This is a genomic window from Mucilaginibacter aureus (assembly GCF_053514885.1).
Genome location: NZ_CP170601.1, coordinates 5403428 through 5420936 on the forward strand (window position 1 = coordinate 5403428; position 17509 = coordinate 5420936).

Sequence of the window (17509 nt, forward strand, 5' to 3'; positions counted from 1 at the left end):
TTTGTATGAAGAAGGTTTCTGTTATCACCGTAAACTTTAACCAGCCTGTGGTTACAGAAGCTTTATTGGCATCCATTGCCGCTACCAATACTTATACCAATACGGAGATCATAGTGATTGATAATGGCAGCAAAATAAACCCTGTTGGCAATTGGCAGTTAAAATATCCTGATGTAAAATTTATCCGTTCGGATGTTAATTTGGGCTTTGCGGGTGGCAATAATATCGGCATTAAAGCCGCAACAGGCGATTACCTGTTTTTAGTGAATAATGATACCGAATTTACCCCTGGCTTGATCGACACACTGGTTGATGTATTGGAAAATAATCCGGCGGTAGGCATCATATCACCCAAGATCAAATACTTTCAAACACCGGATATATTGCAATATGTTGGCTTTACGCCGATGAACTATTTTACCTGCTCCAATAAATGCGTGGGGCAGTTTGAAGAAGACAAAGGCCAGTATGACCACCTGACAGCCCCTACCGGTTTTTGCCATGGCGCGGCTATGATGCTGCGCACCGAAGCGGTTGGGAAAGCCGGTTTAATGACCGAGAACTTCTTTTTGTATTATGAAGAGATGGACTGGAACGAGCACATTAAGCGTGCCGGTTACGAGGCCTGGATTTGCACCGATGCGCTCATCTATCATAAAGAATCGGTATCCGTGGGGCAAAAAAGCAGGCTGAAAGAATACTTCATGAACCGTAACCGCATTTTATTCATTCGCAGAAATGCGCCTTTTTTTAAGCGGCTGGTGTTTTACGCTTACTTTATGCTGGCGGTATTTCCGCGCAATATTTTGGTTTATATTAAAGATAAAAATTACGATTTTATACCAACCTTATTTAAAGCGGTATGGTGGAACGTTACCCAATCAAAAAATAGCAACAAATTAGGTTATCCCATTAAAACAAACGCATGAAAATAGCACTATGGCTAAGCCTCTTTATTGTAGTTTACACTTTTGTGGGATACGGCTTTCTGCTGTATTTTATCATCAGGATCAAACGCATAATTAAGGGTAAACCTAAAACGGTTGAAGCCGATCTGGATAATATGCCTACCTGTACACTGGTGGTAGCCGCTTATAACGAAGAAGACTTCATCACGCAAAAAATTGCCGATACTTTAAAGCTCAAATATCCGGCAGGCAAACTAAAATTACTTTTTATTACCGATGGATCGACGGATAAAACCCCGGAAATATTAGCTGAATATCCACAAATAGAACTGATGCATCAACCCGGCCGTGCCGGCAAAATTGCCGCTATACACCGGGCAATGGAAAACGTACATACCGAAGTCACGGTGTTTACCGATGCCAACACGTTTTTAAATCCCGACTCGCTGATCAACCTTTGCAAGCATTACGCCGACCCTACCGTAGGCGCCATAGCGGGCGAAAAGCGCGTACATATTGACGAAAACGCTGATGCAAGTGCAGCAGGTGAAGGCTTTTACTGGAAGTATGAGTCGGTGCTGAAAAAGTGGGACTCTGAGCTGTATTCGGTTGTAGGTGCGGCGGGTGAACTGTTCAGCGTGCGTACTGCTTTATATCAGCCGGTTAGTCCGGATACTTTGCTTGATGATTTTATGATATCGATGCTGATAGCACAGCAGGGGTACCGTATTGTTTACGAGCCAGCGGCTTATGCTACGGAGCTGTCATCGGCAAACATTACCGAAGAGTTGAAACGTAAAGTACGGATAGCGGCGGGCGGCATCCAGTCAGTCATTTGGTTAAAAAATCTGTTGCTCCCGTTCAAATACCCGATGTTGTCGTTTCAATATGTCAGTCACCGGGTTTTACGGTGGACGGTTACCCCTTTCTTGCTCATACTGGCACTCATCCTCAATATTGGCATCGCCTTGCAACCCGATGAAACCTTTTACCGTTTACTGCTCATAGCCCAGGTATTGTTTTATAGCATGGCCGTATTAGGCTGGATGATGGAGACGCGGAAGATCAGGATTAAGATACTGTTCATCCCCTATTACTTTTGTGTGATGAACTATGCCATCTTCGCGGGCATTATCAGGTACTTCCGAAAAACGCAAAATGCTGCCTGGGATAAAGCTCAACGTAAACAGGACTGATTTCGAATTCTGGTTTTAAGCTTGAAGAGGGAAACCGGAAGCAAAAAGTGAATCAATACGATTTCCTGAGTCTTAAGTCCAGTCAAAAATTAAGACTCAAAACTCTGGACTACTAAAAGTCAATCATACATAAGCTTATGTAAATTTAATATTCACAAAATAATTTATTAAACTTAAATTAGGCCAGTTATTGAACATTAATCGGTTTGGAAAAATTATCTGTTATTATACCCACCTATAACGAAGGTGCAACCATTACATTGATTTTAAAACGGGTTTTTGATGCACACATGCCCTACGGTATCAGCAAAGAAATTATAGTTGTTGACGATTGCTCAAAGGATAATACTGTTGAGCAGGTTAAGGCTTTTAGCGATGAGCACGACTTGCAAATTAAGCTGGTACTACAAACCACCAACCAGGGTAAAGGCGCGGCAATACGCCAGGGCTTTGCCTTAGCTACAGGCGATTACTGCATCGTACAGGATGCCGATTTGGAGTACGATCCCGACGAATACGCCATACTGATCAAACCGGTTGTTAAGGCCGGTGCCGATGTGGTTTACGGCTCCCGCTTTATGGGCGATCAGCCGCACCGCATCCTTTTCTTTTGGCACAGTATCGGCAATAAGTTTTTAACCTTTTTGTCGAACATGTTTACCAACCTCAATTTAACGGATATGGAAACCTGTTACAAAATGATCCGCACCAGCATATTGCAACAGGTGGTTTTAGAGGAAAACCGTTTTGGCTTTGAGCCCGAAATAACCGCCAAAATAGCCCGCATACCCGATATCAAGATCTACGAAGTTGGCATATCCTACTACGGCCGCACCTACAGCGAGGGCAAAAAAATCAACTGGAAGGACGGTTTCCGCGCAATATGGTGCATATTAAAGTACAATGTTTTTAGAAAAAGATAAGCCCCACCGCTTGTTGCTACTGGGCATAGGTTTGCTCGTGGTGATATTGGGCATACTGCTTATCGCCGTTCCCCCAGGCATATACCCGGATCCGAGCTGGGGCTTCCAGGTGATGCGGTGTATGGAGCAGGGTTACCATTTTAACTTACTGGTCGGCCCCGACCCTGCCGATATCGCCAAAAATCACAGCGATTTTTTATCATGGTGGTCGCCGGGGCAATACTTGCTGCCCTACTTTTTCAAGAGCTTGTTCAAACTCAATACCGGGCATGCCGTGGCGTTAACTGTTACGCTGTGCAACATATTGGGTCTTGCGGGATTTTACCAACTGTTCAAAAAGTTGGGTTTCACCAAATGGATAGCGGCCATTAGCGTGACTTTCATCGCCAGTCAGCAATTTTTTTTGTTGGCTTATATCATTTACACCGGTGGCGAGGTGTTGCTTTTCGCTTTCGCGGGATGGTTCTTGTACGGGTGTTTTAGCTTTAAAAGGATCGGCTGGCAGTTGTTGCTGTTCATTTTCGTTTCGGGGCTGGTGGGTTTCTTTGCAAAATCATCGGCCTTGTGGATGTTTGCTGCCGGGCTGGCTTGTATCTGGATCAACCTGTCGTCAAACTCGAAAAAAATAAGTGAGTGGTTACGAAATGGCGTCACATTAGGTATTCCTGCTGCGGCGGCTGTGGGTATCATTATTGTGTTTTACTTATCGAAAGGTGAGAACCCTTCGAGCGCGACCGCGGGCTGGGCCATACTGCCCGAGACGTTCAGCTTCCCGCTGGCATCGCCGTTACTGGCGGGCTTCTCGTTAGATGAATTGTTTAAGGGCCTCATTTATCACCCCGACGGGCCGGTATTCTCATATGGTGTTACCATACTGATACTGGCGGTGCTGGCCTTTGGCAGCCTGGCGCTGATCATCACGATATTAAAGACCATCCCCAATAAAAACTACGCGCTGGCGCTTATTGTGTTTTATGTGGTAGCCAATGTATTTTTCAGTTACCTGTATTTAAAGCAGGCGGCTATCTCGTACGAGGGGCGGCACTTCCGCATACTGGGGCTGCTGGCTATACCGGGCATCATCTGGCTGTTGAGTAAAACAAGGATGACACGTGGCATATTCGCGGTGATCTGGATCGTATTTATTTGCCTGGGCGTGCGTTATTTTATCTACGACTATAAAGTGAATAAGCTTTCGGCACAAGGAAATTCAGGATTGACGCAGGGGCAGTATGACAAAACCACTTTAGACGAGATAGCGCGATTGGACAGCCTGCACCATAACGATGCGATATTTGTGTTTGTTGAAGCCGATATAGCGGTCGAGGTCAATAATAACCGGGTAATTACGCTGGATATTGAAAGCATGGATAACTACGATTATGATGTTTTAAAATACGCGGGCAAAGGCGGTACTATTTATATGCTAATGCCCGAGAGTTATGTAAAAAATGGCGTAGCGAACCACATCGGTAAAAGCTTTACAAGCTATCACAACTTCAGCGTAAAGCAGTTGAGCAAGGAGTATTATTTGTTTACTGCTGAGAACTAAACCGAACGGTTGATCGCTTTCCAGAGCATATCCTTAAGCTCTGTAAGTCCTTTTTGCGCTACCGACGAGATAAACATTGCCGGAATGCCTTTAGGCAATTCAAGCGCCATTTCGGCCTGTAGCTCATCATCCAGCATATCGCTTTTGGTAATGGCTAAAATGCGGGGCTTGTGGGTTAATTCGGGATTGTACTCGGTTAGTTCGTTCAGCAGGATATCGTATTCTTCCTGCAGCGAACGGCTGGTATCGGCAGGTATCATAAATAACAGCACCGAGTTACGTTCAATGTGGCGCAAAAATCTAAATCCTAAACCTTTGCCCTGCGACGCGCCTTCAATAATACCCGGAATGTCGGCCATCACGAACGAACGGTTATCGCGGTAAGCTACAATACCCAAATTAGGCACCAGCGTGGTAAAAGCATAGTCGGCAATTTCGGGCTTGGCAGCCGATACTACCGAAAGCAGGGTTGATTTACCCGCGTTAGGAAAACCTACCAGACCGACATCGGCCAGTACTTTCAGTTCCAGTATGTTCCAAACCTCCTGCCCTTCCTCACCGCTTTGAGCAAAACGTGGGGTTTGCTGCGTAGCGGTACGGAAATGCCAGTTGCCTAAACCGCCACGTCCGCCTTTGGTCAGTATTTGTTTCTCACCGTCCCGGGTAATTTCAAAAAGGATCTCGCCGGTTTCGGCATCTTTGGCTATGGTACCCAGCGGCACTTCTAAAATTTCATCACGGCCGCTTTTACCGGTACGTAACGAGCTGCCGCCACTGTCGCCATCGCCGGCTATAATGTGTTTACGGTATTTGAGGTGAAGCAGTGTCCATAGCTGGGCGTTGCCCACAACGATGATGTCGCCGCCACGGCCGCCATCGCCACCATCGGGGCCGCCTTTTGAAGTCAGGATGTCGCGGTGCAAATGCGAAGAACCTGCGCCTCCGTGACCGGAGCGACAGCAGATCTTTACGTAATCAACAAAATTTGAACCTTGAGACATTTTTTGATTTCGGATTTCGGATTTTCGATTTCGGATTTAAAAACTCGAATTTACGATTCCGGATTTATATGCTATTCGCCACTTTAATGAAGAAGCGATATTACCTACATGTTGTCTCTGTAAGTCGGGGATTGCTTCGTACCTCGCAATGACGTTTGGGCGGAAAATATTACTTCTTCAAGTTATCCAGAACTTCTACAATCGCATTAAAAACATCATCAACTTCGCCGATGCCGTTAACGCTCTTCAGTTTGTTCTGATCTTTGTAAAACTCGCCAACTATTTCGGTTTTGCTGTGATACTCTACCAAACGTTTGCGGATAACTTCAGGATTGGCATCATCAGGACGGCCCGAATCTTTTCCTCTTAACAGTAAGCGATGCATTAACTCTTCATCGTCAACCACCAGCTTAACCATCACCGAAATTGATTCGCTTTTTGAAGCAAGCAGTTGATCTAATGCTTCAGCTTGTGCGGTTGTACGCGGAAAACCATCAAAAATAAAACCTTTTGCATCTTTGTTGGCGTCCAGTTTATTGCTGATCATACCGTTTACCACGGCATCCGGAACTAATTTTCCGTCGTCCATCAGCTTTTTGGCTTCAAGGCCCAATTCGGTTCCTTGTGCTATTTCGCTGCGAAGCAGGTCACCTGTTGAAAGATGGATCAACTGATATTTTTCGATCAGTTTTTTAGATTGAGTTCCCTTACCTGAGCCGGGTGCTCCAAACAGTACTAAGTTCAGCATCCTGTTATTTAAAAATTTAAAAGTCCTTCTGCCTGGTGCAGAAAGACTTTATATTTAAGTGCACTTGAAGGGAGTCGAACCCCTAACCTCCTGATCCGTAGTCAGGTGCTCTATCCAATTGAGCTACAAGTGCATTTCCCGTTTCGGGACTGCAAAAATATGATTTCTTTTCAATCCTTTATAAAAAATTTTAAATTATTGAACATACTTTGCAATCGCTTCAAAATCAGGTAGATCTGTAGCTACATCAAGCACTTCGGCATAAACTATCTCATGGTTTTCGTTCAAAACAAAGGCTGCACGCTTGCTTACACCCTTCAATCCGAGTATAAATTCGTCGTAAAAAGCGCCATAAGCTTTTGATGCCTCTTTGTTAAAATCGGATAATAAGGGGAACTGATATTCATACTCCTCCTTAAATTTTTTGAGTGTAAACGGCGAATCGACCGATATACCTAAGATCTGAGCGTTCATATCCTCATAATAACCAAAACTATCGCGCATGGTACATAATTGTATTGTGCAGGTGCCGGTAAAAGCAAATGGAAAAAAATGGATAACCACTTTTTTACCTTTAAAATCGGCCAGGCTAACCGAGGTTAACTCGCTGGATACTAATATAAATGGAGGTGCCTGTTGGCCAATTGTTAACGACATAAGTTTTTTTTGGCAAAATAAATAAGATTTAAACGAATATCGGGTAATGGCTCATAATTACAAAGTCAATTTTAGCCGCCAGTTAAATAAGTGAGTCTGAATAGTTGGTAGATGCTATTTTCCTATTATTTTCTTTTTTGGAATATTTATATATATTTATCCTCAAAATTCAACTTAAAACCCTTATGAAAATTTCATTTCCGATTGCAATAACCATTGCATTACTTTCCATCGCCACTATTTCTAACGCGCAAAAAATTAAAATTGTTGATGGCGACCCTTCAGTTTTAAAAGATCAAACCTCCGTTGCTTTTAAATTTACCTATGACAATATGGCTATTGGTAAATTTGAAAACGGGCAGGATTACATTGACAAAAAAACAGAAGAATATAATGCCAAACAAGAAGGAAAAGGCGACAGATGGGCAAAAGAATGGGTAAGCAACAGAGAAGCCCGCTACGAGCCAAAGTTTATTGATCTGTTTTTGAAATACAGCTTGCTGAGCGAGGCACGTGATGCCAAATACACCATTATATTCCATACTTCTTTTACCGAAGCTGGTTATAATGTTTATATAAGCCGTCATAATGCTGAGATAAGTGGTGAAGCCACGATCGTAGAAACAGCACATCCGGATAAGGTGTTGGCTACTATTTCAATAGTAAAAGCACCCGGCCGTACCTTTGGTGGCGACGATTTCGATTCAGGCACCAGGATAGCCGAATCATATGCCGACGCCGGTAAATACCTGGCTAAATTTATCATGAAAAAATAATCTGTTAATAGATCAACGAACAGAAAAGGCCATCGTTAAGATGGCCTTTTCTGTTTTAGCGAAGGAACCAGACTATTAAATTTGACCGGTAAATTTGACCGGCCGTATTCGCCACTTAAAATTTATGAAACGAATATGCGCTGACGGGGTTATAATAACAATAAATTAGTCCAATGCAAGCAGTTATCATTACCCAACCGGGCGATCCGGAGGTTTTAAAAATAGAAGAGCGGCCGGTACCCGGGCTTAAACCAGGCGAGGTGCTGGTAAAAGTTGCGGCAGCCGGTGTTAACCGACCGGATGTAGCCCAGCGTAAAGGCAATTACCCACCGCCGCCGGGCGCATCTACCGAGATTCCGGGTTTGGAGATTGCGGGTACCATTATGCAGCTTGGCAGCGATGTTTCGCGATGGCAGGTTGGCGACAGGGTTTGCGCGCTGGTAACAGGTGCCGGTTATGCCGAATACTGCGCGGTACCTGCGGGCCAGTGTTTGCCTGTTCCTGATAATTTATCATTGATAGAAGCCGCATCTATTCCCGAAACTTATTTTACCGTTTGGAGCAATGTATTCGATCGCGGTAAGCTGCAATCCGGCGAAAGTCTGCTGGTGCATGGCGGTTCGAGCGGTATTGGCGTAGCGGCCATACAAATAGGCAAAGCGATGGGCAATACCGTATACGTAACCGCCGGAAGCGATGAGAAGTGTGCCTTTTGCGAAAGCCTGGGTGCCGATAAAGCCATCAACTACAAAACCCAGAGTTTTAAAGATGCAATAAGGGAGATCACCGCGGGCAAAGGCGTCAATGTGATATTGGATATGATAGGCGGCGATTATACACCGGCTAACCTGCAATGCCTTGCCGATGAAGGTCGGCTGGTGCAGATCAATTCGATGAAAGGTAAAGATGTAACCGTGGACCTGGCGCTGGTGATGCGCAAGCGGATATCTATTACCGGTTCCATGCTTCGCGGGCGTGATGTGGCCTTTAAATCAGCCATAGCGCAAAACCTGGAAGAACATGTGTGGCCCTTCCTCGCATCGGGGCATATCAAGCCTGTTATTTATAAAACCTTCCCGGCCAAACAAGCTGCCGAGGCACATAGGCTGATGGAGAGCAGCGAGCACATGGGTAAAATAGTGTTAACTTTTTTGTGATGATTGGTTTTAAATTATTTTGTAACTTATCACCATGAAAAAGCCTTTATTAACTGTACTGCCCGTTTTAATGATACTGGCATACCTGCCTGCTTTTGCACAGTCCGACAAGGATGAGATCGTATTGCATAACTTAACCTGGGATGCTGCCGCCCCGGCGGGATTTGAAGAACTGAACATCCCATCAGGCGGGAGTTTGCTGCAGGGCTTTATGTACAAACCCAACGGTAAGCAAAAACATCCTACCCTCATTATGCTGCATGGCTATCCCGGTAACGAGAAAAACCTCGACCTGGCACAAGTGGTCCGCGCGCATGGCTGGAACGTGATCTATTTTGATTACCGCGGCTCTTGGGGCAGCCAGGGCACTTTTAGTTTTCGGCATTGTGTTGAAGATGTGGTTAATACCGTAGCTTATTGCAAACAAAACAGCGCAGCCTTAAACATCGATACCGGTAACATCGTATTATTCGGCCATAGCATGGGCGGGTGGATCTGTTTACAGTCGCTCAAACAATTGCCCGGTGTTAAAAAAGGTTTCGCTTTATCAACCTGGGATATTTATGGCCAGTTCAAAAACGTAAAGACCAAAGAAGAAGCGGTACATAAAGCCAAGGCCGACGGCAGTGATCCATCGTTCGTACTTAATAGTTCGTCCGCCGAAATCTTTGAGCCTGTATTGAAGGACCGGGACTATTATAATCTGACAACTAATGCCTCGGTTTTAGCTAACCGCCAGATCATTATGCTTGATGAACATCAGCGAAACAAGCCAATCGCAGATGCTTTTAAAGCCCTCAACACTAACTATTTTGACTATGAGGTATGGCAAACAGATCATCCTTTTACCAATAAAAGAGTATCTCTCATGAAAAAGGTTTTAGCGTTTCTGGATAAATAAAAAACCCGCTTCTAAAACTTAGAAGCGGGCTCAATCAAATCAAACCTTAAACAATCAAACTAATATTTATGGAAAAATAACGCCATTGTAGGCCGATACATTCGCCAGCGGAATTGTAGAGCCATAAGTGGTGTTAATTGCCTTTATAAACTCGTTGGCAACAATTGAATATCCACGTGGGGTTAAGTGTACGCCGTCGAGCGAGAAGATACCGCCGCTGATATAATTAGAGTTGAGGTTAATACCATTGATCACATAACCATTGGTTTTAATACTGGTTAAAAATGTAAACGAATCAAACACGGCAAGGCCTTTTGATGCAGCAACTGCTTTAATGGTGCTATTGTATGAGTTTACTGCATTTTTTACTAATGTTTGTTCGTTAGCGTCGAGTACATACTTCGATTCGATAGGATTACGTGGATCTAACCCGTAAGGATAAGTACCAGCCCCGGCAGTAGTACTGCCTATCAAACTTGTTGGGAACGTTAAAATAAACAGGTCGTTAGCAGTAGCTGCACGCGCAGCGTAGGTTGCACCTGTTGCATTACCACCCATTATATACAGGTTTTGTACACTTGGCACTGATTTTTGCACACCCGCTAAAATAGCACCATAGGTTACAGTAGTAAAATAAGGTATCGTGGTCACATCCGGAATGGTTGCACAAGCTCCCTTGGCACCATTGGTTGTCAAAGTATTAATAAGTAAAGTGTAAAGTTGCGCAAACGTGGTCGGATCGGTCAAGGCATCTGCGCCGGTATAACCGCCGCCACCACCTGTAGCATATCCCAAAGCATCGTTATTACCTAACCAGTTGGTAAAAAAAGTGAATGGCTTTGAGGTTATTAAGCTTAAATAAGTTGTGTTATTATTTGGCGAAGTTGTGGTCAGCATCCTGTCGAAATACGGGTTTAGATTACTGTAAGCTGCAGTTGTTATATGGAGCAATTTTATCCCAGGCACACCATAATTGTCGATATTGCCGGTATATTTTGCCAGCAGGTTAACCGGAGGATAACCCGGTATGGTAACCGTTTGGCCGGTATAAGCAAGGTTAGTAGTAACATTGCCCAGCACCGGGTTACCGCTTGCATCAAATTTGGTTAGTGTTAAATAGCCCGAACCGTTTGCCTGTGCAGACGAAAACAATGGCTGGTTAAACGCCCCGCCGCCAACGCTTAACATTTGCTGCGCTATAATGCCTGGGTATGAGTTTTGCTGACCGGTAAGGTATAAACCGCCATCCGCATAACCGGCAGTTAATGAGTTACCTACAGCAATGTAACGCGTAAAATCAGCCCCGCCTTTGCTTGGGGTTGGCACATCAATGGTTGGCTTACAGGCAGCAAGGCCTGCTACTGCTGCCAATATATATAAGTAATGTTTAAAGTTCTTCATATCTGTTATTGATTAAATGATTACCAGTGATAGGCAAGTGATATACCCGGAATAAATACATCGGTACGGAATGTACCGGCCAGTTGTGATTCGATATTGGTTTGGGTACGGGCATTAACGTGTTCGTACTCAAACGACAGATCAAGATCTAAATGGCTGGCAACCTTGTAACCTAAGCCACCGGTTACATAATAACGGTTAGCATCCGGAGCCTCTGGGGTTACATACCCGTCTTGAACAGGGCTTATGCCATAACCACCGCCAAAACGCAAAGCGGTTTTTGTATTGGCTTTATACTCGGCCCCGCCCCTAAAGGCAAAACCATCGCGGTAGTTACGGGCAGAGCTTGTGTTTTGTAAAGCAGAGGTAGTTGTGCTATAAACAAAATCTAATGATTTATAGGGCTTCCAATCAATATAGTTAATATCTACGGCTAGGGTCCAGTCTTTACATGGGTAGAACCCAAAAGCCAGCGTAGTTGTTGATGGCAACGGTATTGATGACGCAAAGGTGCCATTGGGGAAGTTTGCTTCTAATGAAGGGGGCACGGTAAAGGTTGTTTTACCTGCTTCTATCTTGGTATCAACTTGTGAACGGTAGGTTAAACCTACGGTCATACCAACTTCAGTTTTAAGGTAAATACCGGCGTTCCAGCCGTAACCATGGCCGCTGCCGTCTAACTCTGCTTTACCATCTGCAGCGCCTGCGCTTGATAACGGAATAGCTTTGGTTAAATTTACACTACCGTAATTATAAACAAAGCCACCGCCAATACTTATAAAATCGGCCAGCTTAATACTCAAGGTAGGCTGGAAATAAATAGCTTTCAGGTTAAGGCTCTCTAATGCATATTTGCCCTGCCATTGGTTACCCCAGTCGGTTAAACCGCCAAACGGTGTGTAAACACCTAAGCCTAATTTCCATGGCGCATTTTTGGGCCCCCAAACAGCATAAGCCGTAAAGGGTGTGGCAACTTTGTTAGCATTATTATATTGAGTACCGGTACCGCTGCCTGCAAATGCTGATTTAAAAAACAGCGGACTGATACCGCCCTGAACGTAATTTTCAGGCAGCATAGCTACTGCGCCTGGATTAAATAATACAGACGCACCATCCTGCAACAATGCAGCACCTGTGTGCCCCATACCAATTTGCTTCTGTCCATGTAAATTAACCTGGAACCCTTGTGCCATAGCCAGAGCCGGAAACAACGCCAAGGCCATTAGTAGTAATCTTCTCATAATCTATTTTTAGGTTTACCGAATGGTACTTTGTTATGCAAACATAATAAAAAAATACTATGCTAACATAGTAAATAATTATTTTTTTTATATTTTTTCAACGTTGATAAATTCTTTCGCCGAAGTATTTGATTATCGGATAGAAAGCTTAATTTTGCAACCCGAAACAGCCCGGCATCAAAAAACGGGTTGTGAGTGATAATTTAAAAAAGAATTACCCAGATAGTATGCCAAACATTGGAAAAATAGCACAGATCATTGGTCCGGTAGTTGACGTAAGCTTTGCAAATGACGCTGAGCTTCCACGTATTTATGACGCTTTAGAGATCACAAAAGAGAATGGCCAAAAGATCGTTCTTGAAGTTCAACAACATTTAGGTGAAGACCGTGTACGTGCCATCGCGATGGACTCGACCGACGGTTTATTACGCGGTATGCCTGTTTTAGATACAAAATCGGCTATTAAAATGCCTGTTGGAGAAAAGATCAAGGGCCGTTTATTGAATGTTGTGGGCGAAGCTATTGATGGTATCGATACTTTAGATAACTCAGCAGGTTATCCTATCCACAACAAACCGCCAAAATTTGATCAGTTATCAACCGAAACCGAAGTACTTTATACCGGTATCAAGGTTATCGATTTGTTAGAGCCTTATGTAAAAGGTGGTAAGATCGGTTTGTTCGGTGGTGCCGGTGTAGGTAAAACTGTATTGATCATGGAATTGGTAAACAACATCGCGAAAGCTTATGCAGGTTTATCTGTGTTTGCCGGTGTAGGTGAGCGTACCCGCGAAGGAAACGACTTACTGCGCGAGTTTATCGAATCGAACGTAATTAACTACGGCGATGCTTTTAAACACTCAATGGAAGAAGGCGGCTGGGATTTAAGCGTAGTTGATAAAGAAAAATTAAAAGAATCAAAAGCAACCCTGGTATTCGGTCAGATGAACGAGCCGCCGGGTGCACGTGCACGTGTTGCCCTTTCGGGATTAACAGTTGCCGAATATTACCGTGATGGTGAAGGCGAAGGCCAGGGTAAAGATATCCTTTTCTTCGTGGATAACATTTTCCGTTTTACCCAGGCAGGTGCCGAAGTATCGGCTTTGTTAGGCCGTATGCCATCGGCGGTAGGTTACCAGCCAACACTGGCTACCGAAATGGGTTTGATGCAGGAACGCATCACTTCAACCAAACGTGGTTCGATCACATCTGTACAGGCCGTTTACGTACCTGCGGATGACTTGACCGACCCTGCGCCGGCTACAACCTTTGCCCACTTAGATGCTACAACAGTATTATCACGTAAAATTGCCGAGTTAGGTATCTACCCTGCGGTAGATCCACTGGATTCAACTTCACGTATTTTGAACCCGGTAGTATTAGGCGATGAGCATTACAACACCGCTCAACGTGTTAAAGAAACCCTGCAACGTTACAAAGAATTGCAAGATATCATTGCCATTTTAGGTATGGACGAGTTGAGCGAGGAAGATAAATTGGTGGTATCGCGTGCACGCCGTGTACAACGTTTCTTATCACAACCTTTCCACGTAGCTGAGCAGTTTACCGGCTTAAAAGGTGTATTGGTTGACATTAAAGATACCATCAAAGGTTTCAACATGATCATGGATGGCGAAGTTGACGAATACCCTGAAGGTGCATTTAACCTTGTTGGTACTATTGATGATGCTATTGAAAAAGGTAAAAAACTGTTAGCGGAAGCAAACTAATAGTATTGAGATATGCGTATTGCGTATTGAGAGTTTTACTCTTTTCGCGGTACACAATATTAACTAACAAAGTATTGAGGTAGCTCATTTGATATTTATATCGCAATACGCAATACTCACTACGCAATACTAAACAGAAATGAATTTAGAAATACTTACTCCCGATAAAAAAGTGTTCGAAGGCGAAGTTCGTTCGGTAACCGTTCCGGGCACTATGGGGTCGTTTGAAATATTGAACAACCACGCTCCTATCATCTCAACTTTAGATGATGGCAAGTTGATCGTTCGTACCGGCGGTCACGAAGATGTTTACCTGGTTAAAGGCGGCGTTGTTGAAGTGCTGGATAACAAGGTAGTTGTTTTAGCCGAGGGCATTGCCCAGCGCGAAGGCAAATAATTACTTTATAGTATAAGGTATAAAAGCTCTGGAGAATATCCGGAGCTTTTTTTGTTTTTATACTTACGAAGGATTTAACCGGAGCGCGGGAATGTCATGGTGAGCTTGTCGAACCAATGCGGCCAGGCCAATCAACTCTGAAAAAAATCCGAAATCGAACATTCGAATTCCGAAATCAATCAAGGCTTTCTCTAAACTTCTTCATCCTTCGCTCCGCACGTTTAGTATTAGGATCAGGTTTAGCCGGCATCAGTTTCAGGGCGGCTACATAATTACCGGGTAATTTCTCCATCACAGCAAGGGTTACCAACTTTTCTTTATACCATTCATACGGAAGCAAATACTCGTTAACTGCGTGCGGCAACGAAATAAACACATGCGCAGTTACAAAATCTCCTTTTTCATCAACACACTGCATCGGCTTTAGCTCCATGTGTTTGTGCCAATCGCCTTTATCAAACATCCGGGCATCCTGGTCGCTAAATTCAAGCAGCACTCCCCACACCGGCACATCCGGATTATCAGCCAGCACAACGTTTGCCTTCGACGACCGGTCCTTCCCTGTTTTATTAAATGCAAAAGCATATCCGGGCAAGTGAGCGTTTCCCAGTTTTTGGGCTGATGGCAACGACCGTTTAAAGTCCTTTACATTCATGTTAGAGGCATAAGCAAATAAGATCATGATTGTAGTTTTTTGCGACACTTTTCTCCCATGAAAAGCATAACTAAATTTACACAATTTTTGAGCCAGTAAGTCAATTTCAGGCAGAATTTTGGCTCGTTACAAAAATCTGACAAAAGTTATACCGTATACCAAATTTAACTTTGGTATACGGTATACCATTATAAATTTCACGCAATGCAATTTATCAATATATTATATCGTTAATAATACAAAATCGAAATTATATACTTATTTCAAAAAAGCATTATAGGGTATTGCCTGTTAAAATCCAACTGCCTATCTTACAGATATAGAAATTCAATACAAAATGAACCCTGATATAGCAGTTAACTTAACACTTTTAAGAAGCCGGATTTCGGTCATTCTTAACAGTATTCTGCTCAGTGTTGTGGGTATTCAAATTTTGCTGGTGCTGGCACCGGTACATAATTGCGGGAAGCGTTTTAAACTATAATAAATACAACCACCAAAAACGCCTTCCCAATAAAAATAAGAAGGCGTTTTTTTTGTAAAGACCGATTTTAAAAACAGAATATGAGTACTACTACCGATACCGTTGAGATCAACAAATACAGCAAAACACTAACGCAAGATCCTACCCAGCCTGCGGCCCAGGCCATGTTATATGGAATTGGCCTTACGGATGATGATATGAAAAAGGCGCAGGTGGGCGTGGCAAGCATGGGTTACGATGGTAACACCTGCAACATGCACCTCAACGATCTGGCTAAAATTGTAAAGCAAGGCATTTGGGATGAAGAATTGGTAGGTTTGATATTTCACACCATTGGCGTAAGCGATGGCATGAGCAACGGTACCGAGGGTATGCGCTACTCGTTAGTTAGCCGCGATGTGATTGCCGATTCGATTGAAGCGGTATGTGGTGCACAATATTATGATGGCCTGATCACCTTGCCGGGATGCGATAAAAACATGCCGGGCTCAGTTATGGCTATGGGACGCTTGAACCGTCCATCTATTATGGTATACGGTGGGACCATTAAACCAGGCCACTATAAAGGTGAAGACCTCAATATCGTATCAGCATTTGAAGCATTAGGTAAAAAAATAGCCGGACAGATAGATGACGTTGATTTTATGGGCGTCATCAAAAATGCCTGCCCAAGCGCCGGCGCCTGTGGTGGTATCTACACAGCTAATACCATGGCCGCAGCTATCGAAGCTTTGGGCATGAGCTTGCCTTACTCCTCTTCAAATCCAGCGTTAAGCGATGAAAAGAAAGCGGAATGCCTGGCAGCAGGTAAAGCTATCCGCGTGTTGCTGGAAAAAGACATCAAGCCATCGGATATCATGACCCGCAAAGCTTTCGAAAATGCTATCGTAACTATAATGGTGTTAGGCGGATCGACCAACGCCGTATTGCACCTCATAGCTATGGCAAAAAGTGTTGATGTTGCGCTTACGCAGGATGATTTCCAGGCGGTAAGTAACCGTATACCGGTTTTAGCCGATATGAAGCCAAGTGGCAAATACATGATGGAAGACCTGCACAACGTTGGCGGTGTGCCCGCAGTAATGAAATACCTGTTAAAATTAGGCTGGCTGCATGGCGATTGTTTAACCGTTACCGGGAAAACACTGGCTGAGAACTTAGCCGACATTGCTGAAATAAATTTTGATACTCAAAAGGTGATCTGGCCGATGGAAAAACCCATCAAGGCTACCGGCCACTTACAGATATTATACGGAAACCTGGCCGAAGGCGGCAGCGTTGCCAAAATAAGCGGCAAAGAGGGCGAGCGTTTTGAAGGTCCAGCCCGTGTATTCGACGGCGAGTTTGAATTGATAGCAGGCATACAAAGCGGCAAAGTAAAAGCCGGCGATGTGGTAGTTATTAAAAACGTTGGACCGAAAGGTGCTCCGGGCATGCCCGAAATGCTGAAACCAACCTCGGCCATATTTGGCGCAGGGTTAGGCGCTTCGGTTGCTTTAATTACCGATGGCCGTTTTAGCGGCGGTACTCACGGTTTTGTAGTTGGCCACATTACCCCCGAATGTTTTGACGGTGGTTTATTAGGACTGGTTAATGATGACGATAAGATCATTATCGATGCTATAAATAACACCATCGATCTGGTAGTGAGCGACGAGGAGATTGCGGCACGCCGCGCGGCCTGGCAACAGCCAAAGCTCCGAGTCAGCAAAGGTTTGTTATATAAATATGCTAAATCGGTATCAACCGCAGCCGAAGGTTGCGTAACCGATCAATAGAGAG

The 17509-nt window shown here is 44.1% G+C and carries 16 protein-coding genes and 1 tRNA gene; 10 read left to right on the plus strand and 7 right to left on the minus strand.

Features of this window, described 5'->3' with window-relative positions:
* Positions 1-5 precede the first annotated feature (5 nt).
* The 4 genes from ACFGVR_RS23320 (at position 6) to ACFGVR_RS23335 (ending at position 4579) form a co-directional block, all read left to right on the plus strand.
* Positions 6-929 (plus strand): glycosyltransferase family 2 protein, encoded by a 924-nt coding sequence (locus tag ACFGVR_RS23320; RefSeq protein WP_448700104.1) that lies wholly within the window; start codon positions 6-8, stop codon positions 927-929.
* Positions 926-2104: a glycosyltransferase family 2 protein gene (locus ACFGVR_RS23325; RefSeq protein WP_448700105.1), complete on the plus strand. Its 1179-nt coding sequence runs from the start codon at positions 926-928 to the stop codon at positions 2102-2104. The genes ACFGVR_RS23320 and ACFGVR_RS23325 overlap by 4 nt, the downstream gene beginning before the upstream one ends.
* 206 nt (positions 2105-2310) lie before the next feature.
* Complete coding sequence (locus tag ACFGVR_RS23330) at positions 2311-3027, plus strand: glycosyltransferase family 2 protein (protein WP_448700106.1); 717 nt, start codon at positions 2311-2313, stop codon at positions 3025-3027.
* Positions 3008-4579, plus strand: coding sequence for a hypothetical protein (locus ACFGVR_RS23335; RefSeq protein ID WP_448700107.1), 1572 nt, complete (start codon positions 3008-3010; stop codon positions 4577-4579). Before ACFGVR_RS23330 ends, ACFGVR_RS23335 begins: the two co-directional genes overlap by 20 nt.
* On the opposite strand, the gene obgE is transcribed toward ACFGVR_RS23335, so the two are convergent.
* The 4 genes from obgE to ACFGVR_RS23355 form a co-directional block, all read right to left on the minus strand.
* Positions 4576-5580, minus strand: coding sequence for a GTPase ObgE (obgE, locus tag ACFGVR_RS23340; protein ID WP_448700109.1), 1005 nt, complete (start codon positions 5578-5580; stop codon positions 4576-4578). The two genes, ACFGVR_RS23335 and obgE, sit on opposite strands and share 4 nt — an antisense overlap.
* 169 nt (positions 5581-5749) lie before the next feature.
* On the minus strand, positions 5750-6328 hold the full coding sequence (locus ACFGVR_RS23345; RefSeq protein ID WP_448700110.1) for an adenylate kinase: 579 nt from the start codon (positions 6326-6328) through the stop codon (positions 5750-5752).
* 59 nt (positions 6329-6387) lie between these two features.
* Positions 6388-6461: transfer RNA gene (locus tag ACFGVR_RS23350), tRNA-Arg, on the minus strand.
* A gap of 62 nt (positions 6462-6523) precedes the next feature.
* A complete protein-coding gene (locus ACFGVR_RS23355) occupies positions 6524-6985 on the minus strand; it encodes a redoxin domain-containing protein (RefSeq protein ID WP_448700112.1) in 462 nt (153 codons plus the stop codon).
* A gap of 185 nt (positions 6986-7170) precedes the next feature.
* Between ACFGVR_RS23355 and ACFGVR_RS23360 the strand changes: the two genes are divergently transcribed.
* The 3 genes from ACFGVR_RS23360 (at position 7171) to ACFGVR_RS23370 (ending at position 9819) form a co-directional block, all read left to right on the plus strand.
* Positions 7171-7761: a hypothetical protein gene (locus ACFGVR_RS23360; RefSeq protein ID WP_448700113.1), complete on the plus strand. Its 591-nt coding sequence runs from the start codon at positions 7171-7173 to the stop codon at positions 7759-7761.
* Positions 7762-7934: 173 nt separating this feature from the next.
* Positions 7935-8918 (plus strand): NAD(P)H-quinone oxidoreductase, encoded by a 984-nt coding sequence (locus ACFGVR_RS23365; protein WP_448700114.1) that lies wholly within the window; start codon positions 7935-7937, stop codon positions 8916-8918.
* Between the two features lie 34 nt (positions 8919-8952).
* On the plus strand, positions 8953-9819 hold the full coding sequence (locus tag ACFGVR_RS23370; protein WP_448700115.1) for an alpha/beta hydrolase family protein: 867 nt from the start codon (positions 8953-8955) through the stop codon (positions 9817-9819).
* 66 nt (positions 9820-9885) lie between these two features.
* Here ACFGVR_RS23370 and ACFGVR_RS23375 read toward each other — a convergent pair whose 3' ends face one another.
* Together ACFGVR_RS23375 and ACFGVR_RS23380 are read right to left on the minus strand one after the other, a co-directional pair.
* On the minus strand, positions 9886-11220 hold the full coding sequence (locus tag ACFGVR_RS23375; RefSeq protein ID WP_448700116.1) for a G-D-S-L family lipolytic protein: 1335 nt from the start codon (positions 11218-11220) through the stop codon (positions 9886-9888).
* Positions 11221-11240: 20 nt separating this feature from the next.
* Positions 11241-12461: an OmpP1/FadL family transporter gene (locus tag ACFGVR_RS23380; RefSeq protein ID WP_448700117.1), complete on the minus strand. Its 1221-nt coding sequence runs from the start codon at positions 12459-12461 to the stop codon at positions 11241-11243.
* A 227-nt stretch (positions 12462-12688) separates the two neighbouring features.
* Here ACFGVR_RS23380 and atpD point away from each other — a divergent pair, with 227 nt between their 5' ends.
* Together atpD and atpC are read left to right on the plus strand one after the other, a co-directional pair.
* On the plus strand, positions 12689-14191 hold the full coding sequence (gene atpD, locus ACFGVR_RS23385; RefSeq protein WP_448700118.1) for a F0F1 ATP synthase subunit beta: 1503 nt from the start codon (positions 12689-12691) through the stop codon (positions 14189-14191).
* 139 nt (positions 14192-14330) lie between these two features.
* Positions 14331-14588, plus strand: coding sequence for an ATP synthase F1 subunit epsilon (atpC, locus tag ACFGVR_RS23390; protein ID WP_448700119.1), 258 nt, complete (start codon positions 14331-14333; stop codon positions 14586-14588).
* Positions 14589-14763: 175 nt separating this feature from the next.
* Here the strand turns inward: atpC and ACFGVR_RS23395 are convergent, their stop codons facing one another.
* Positions 14764-15270, minus strand: coding sequence for a gamma-glutamylcyclotransferase family protein (locus tag ACFGVR_RS23395; protein ID WP_448700120.1), 507 nt, complete (start codon positions 15268-15270; stop codon positions 14764-14766).
* Between the two features lie 537 nt (positions 15271-15807).
* Between ACFGVR_RS23395 and ilvD the strand changes: the two genes are divergently transcribed.
* Positions 15808-17505 carry a dihydroxy-acid dehydratase gene (gene ilvD, locus ACFGVR_RS23400; protein WP_448700121.1) on the plus strand — a complete coding sequence of 566 codons (1698 nt, stop codon included), beginning with the start codon at positions 15808-15810 and terminating at the stop codon, positions 17503-17505.
* The last annotated feature ends 4 nt before the right edge of the window (positions 17506-17509 follow it).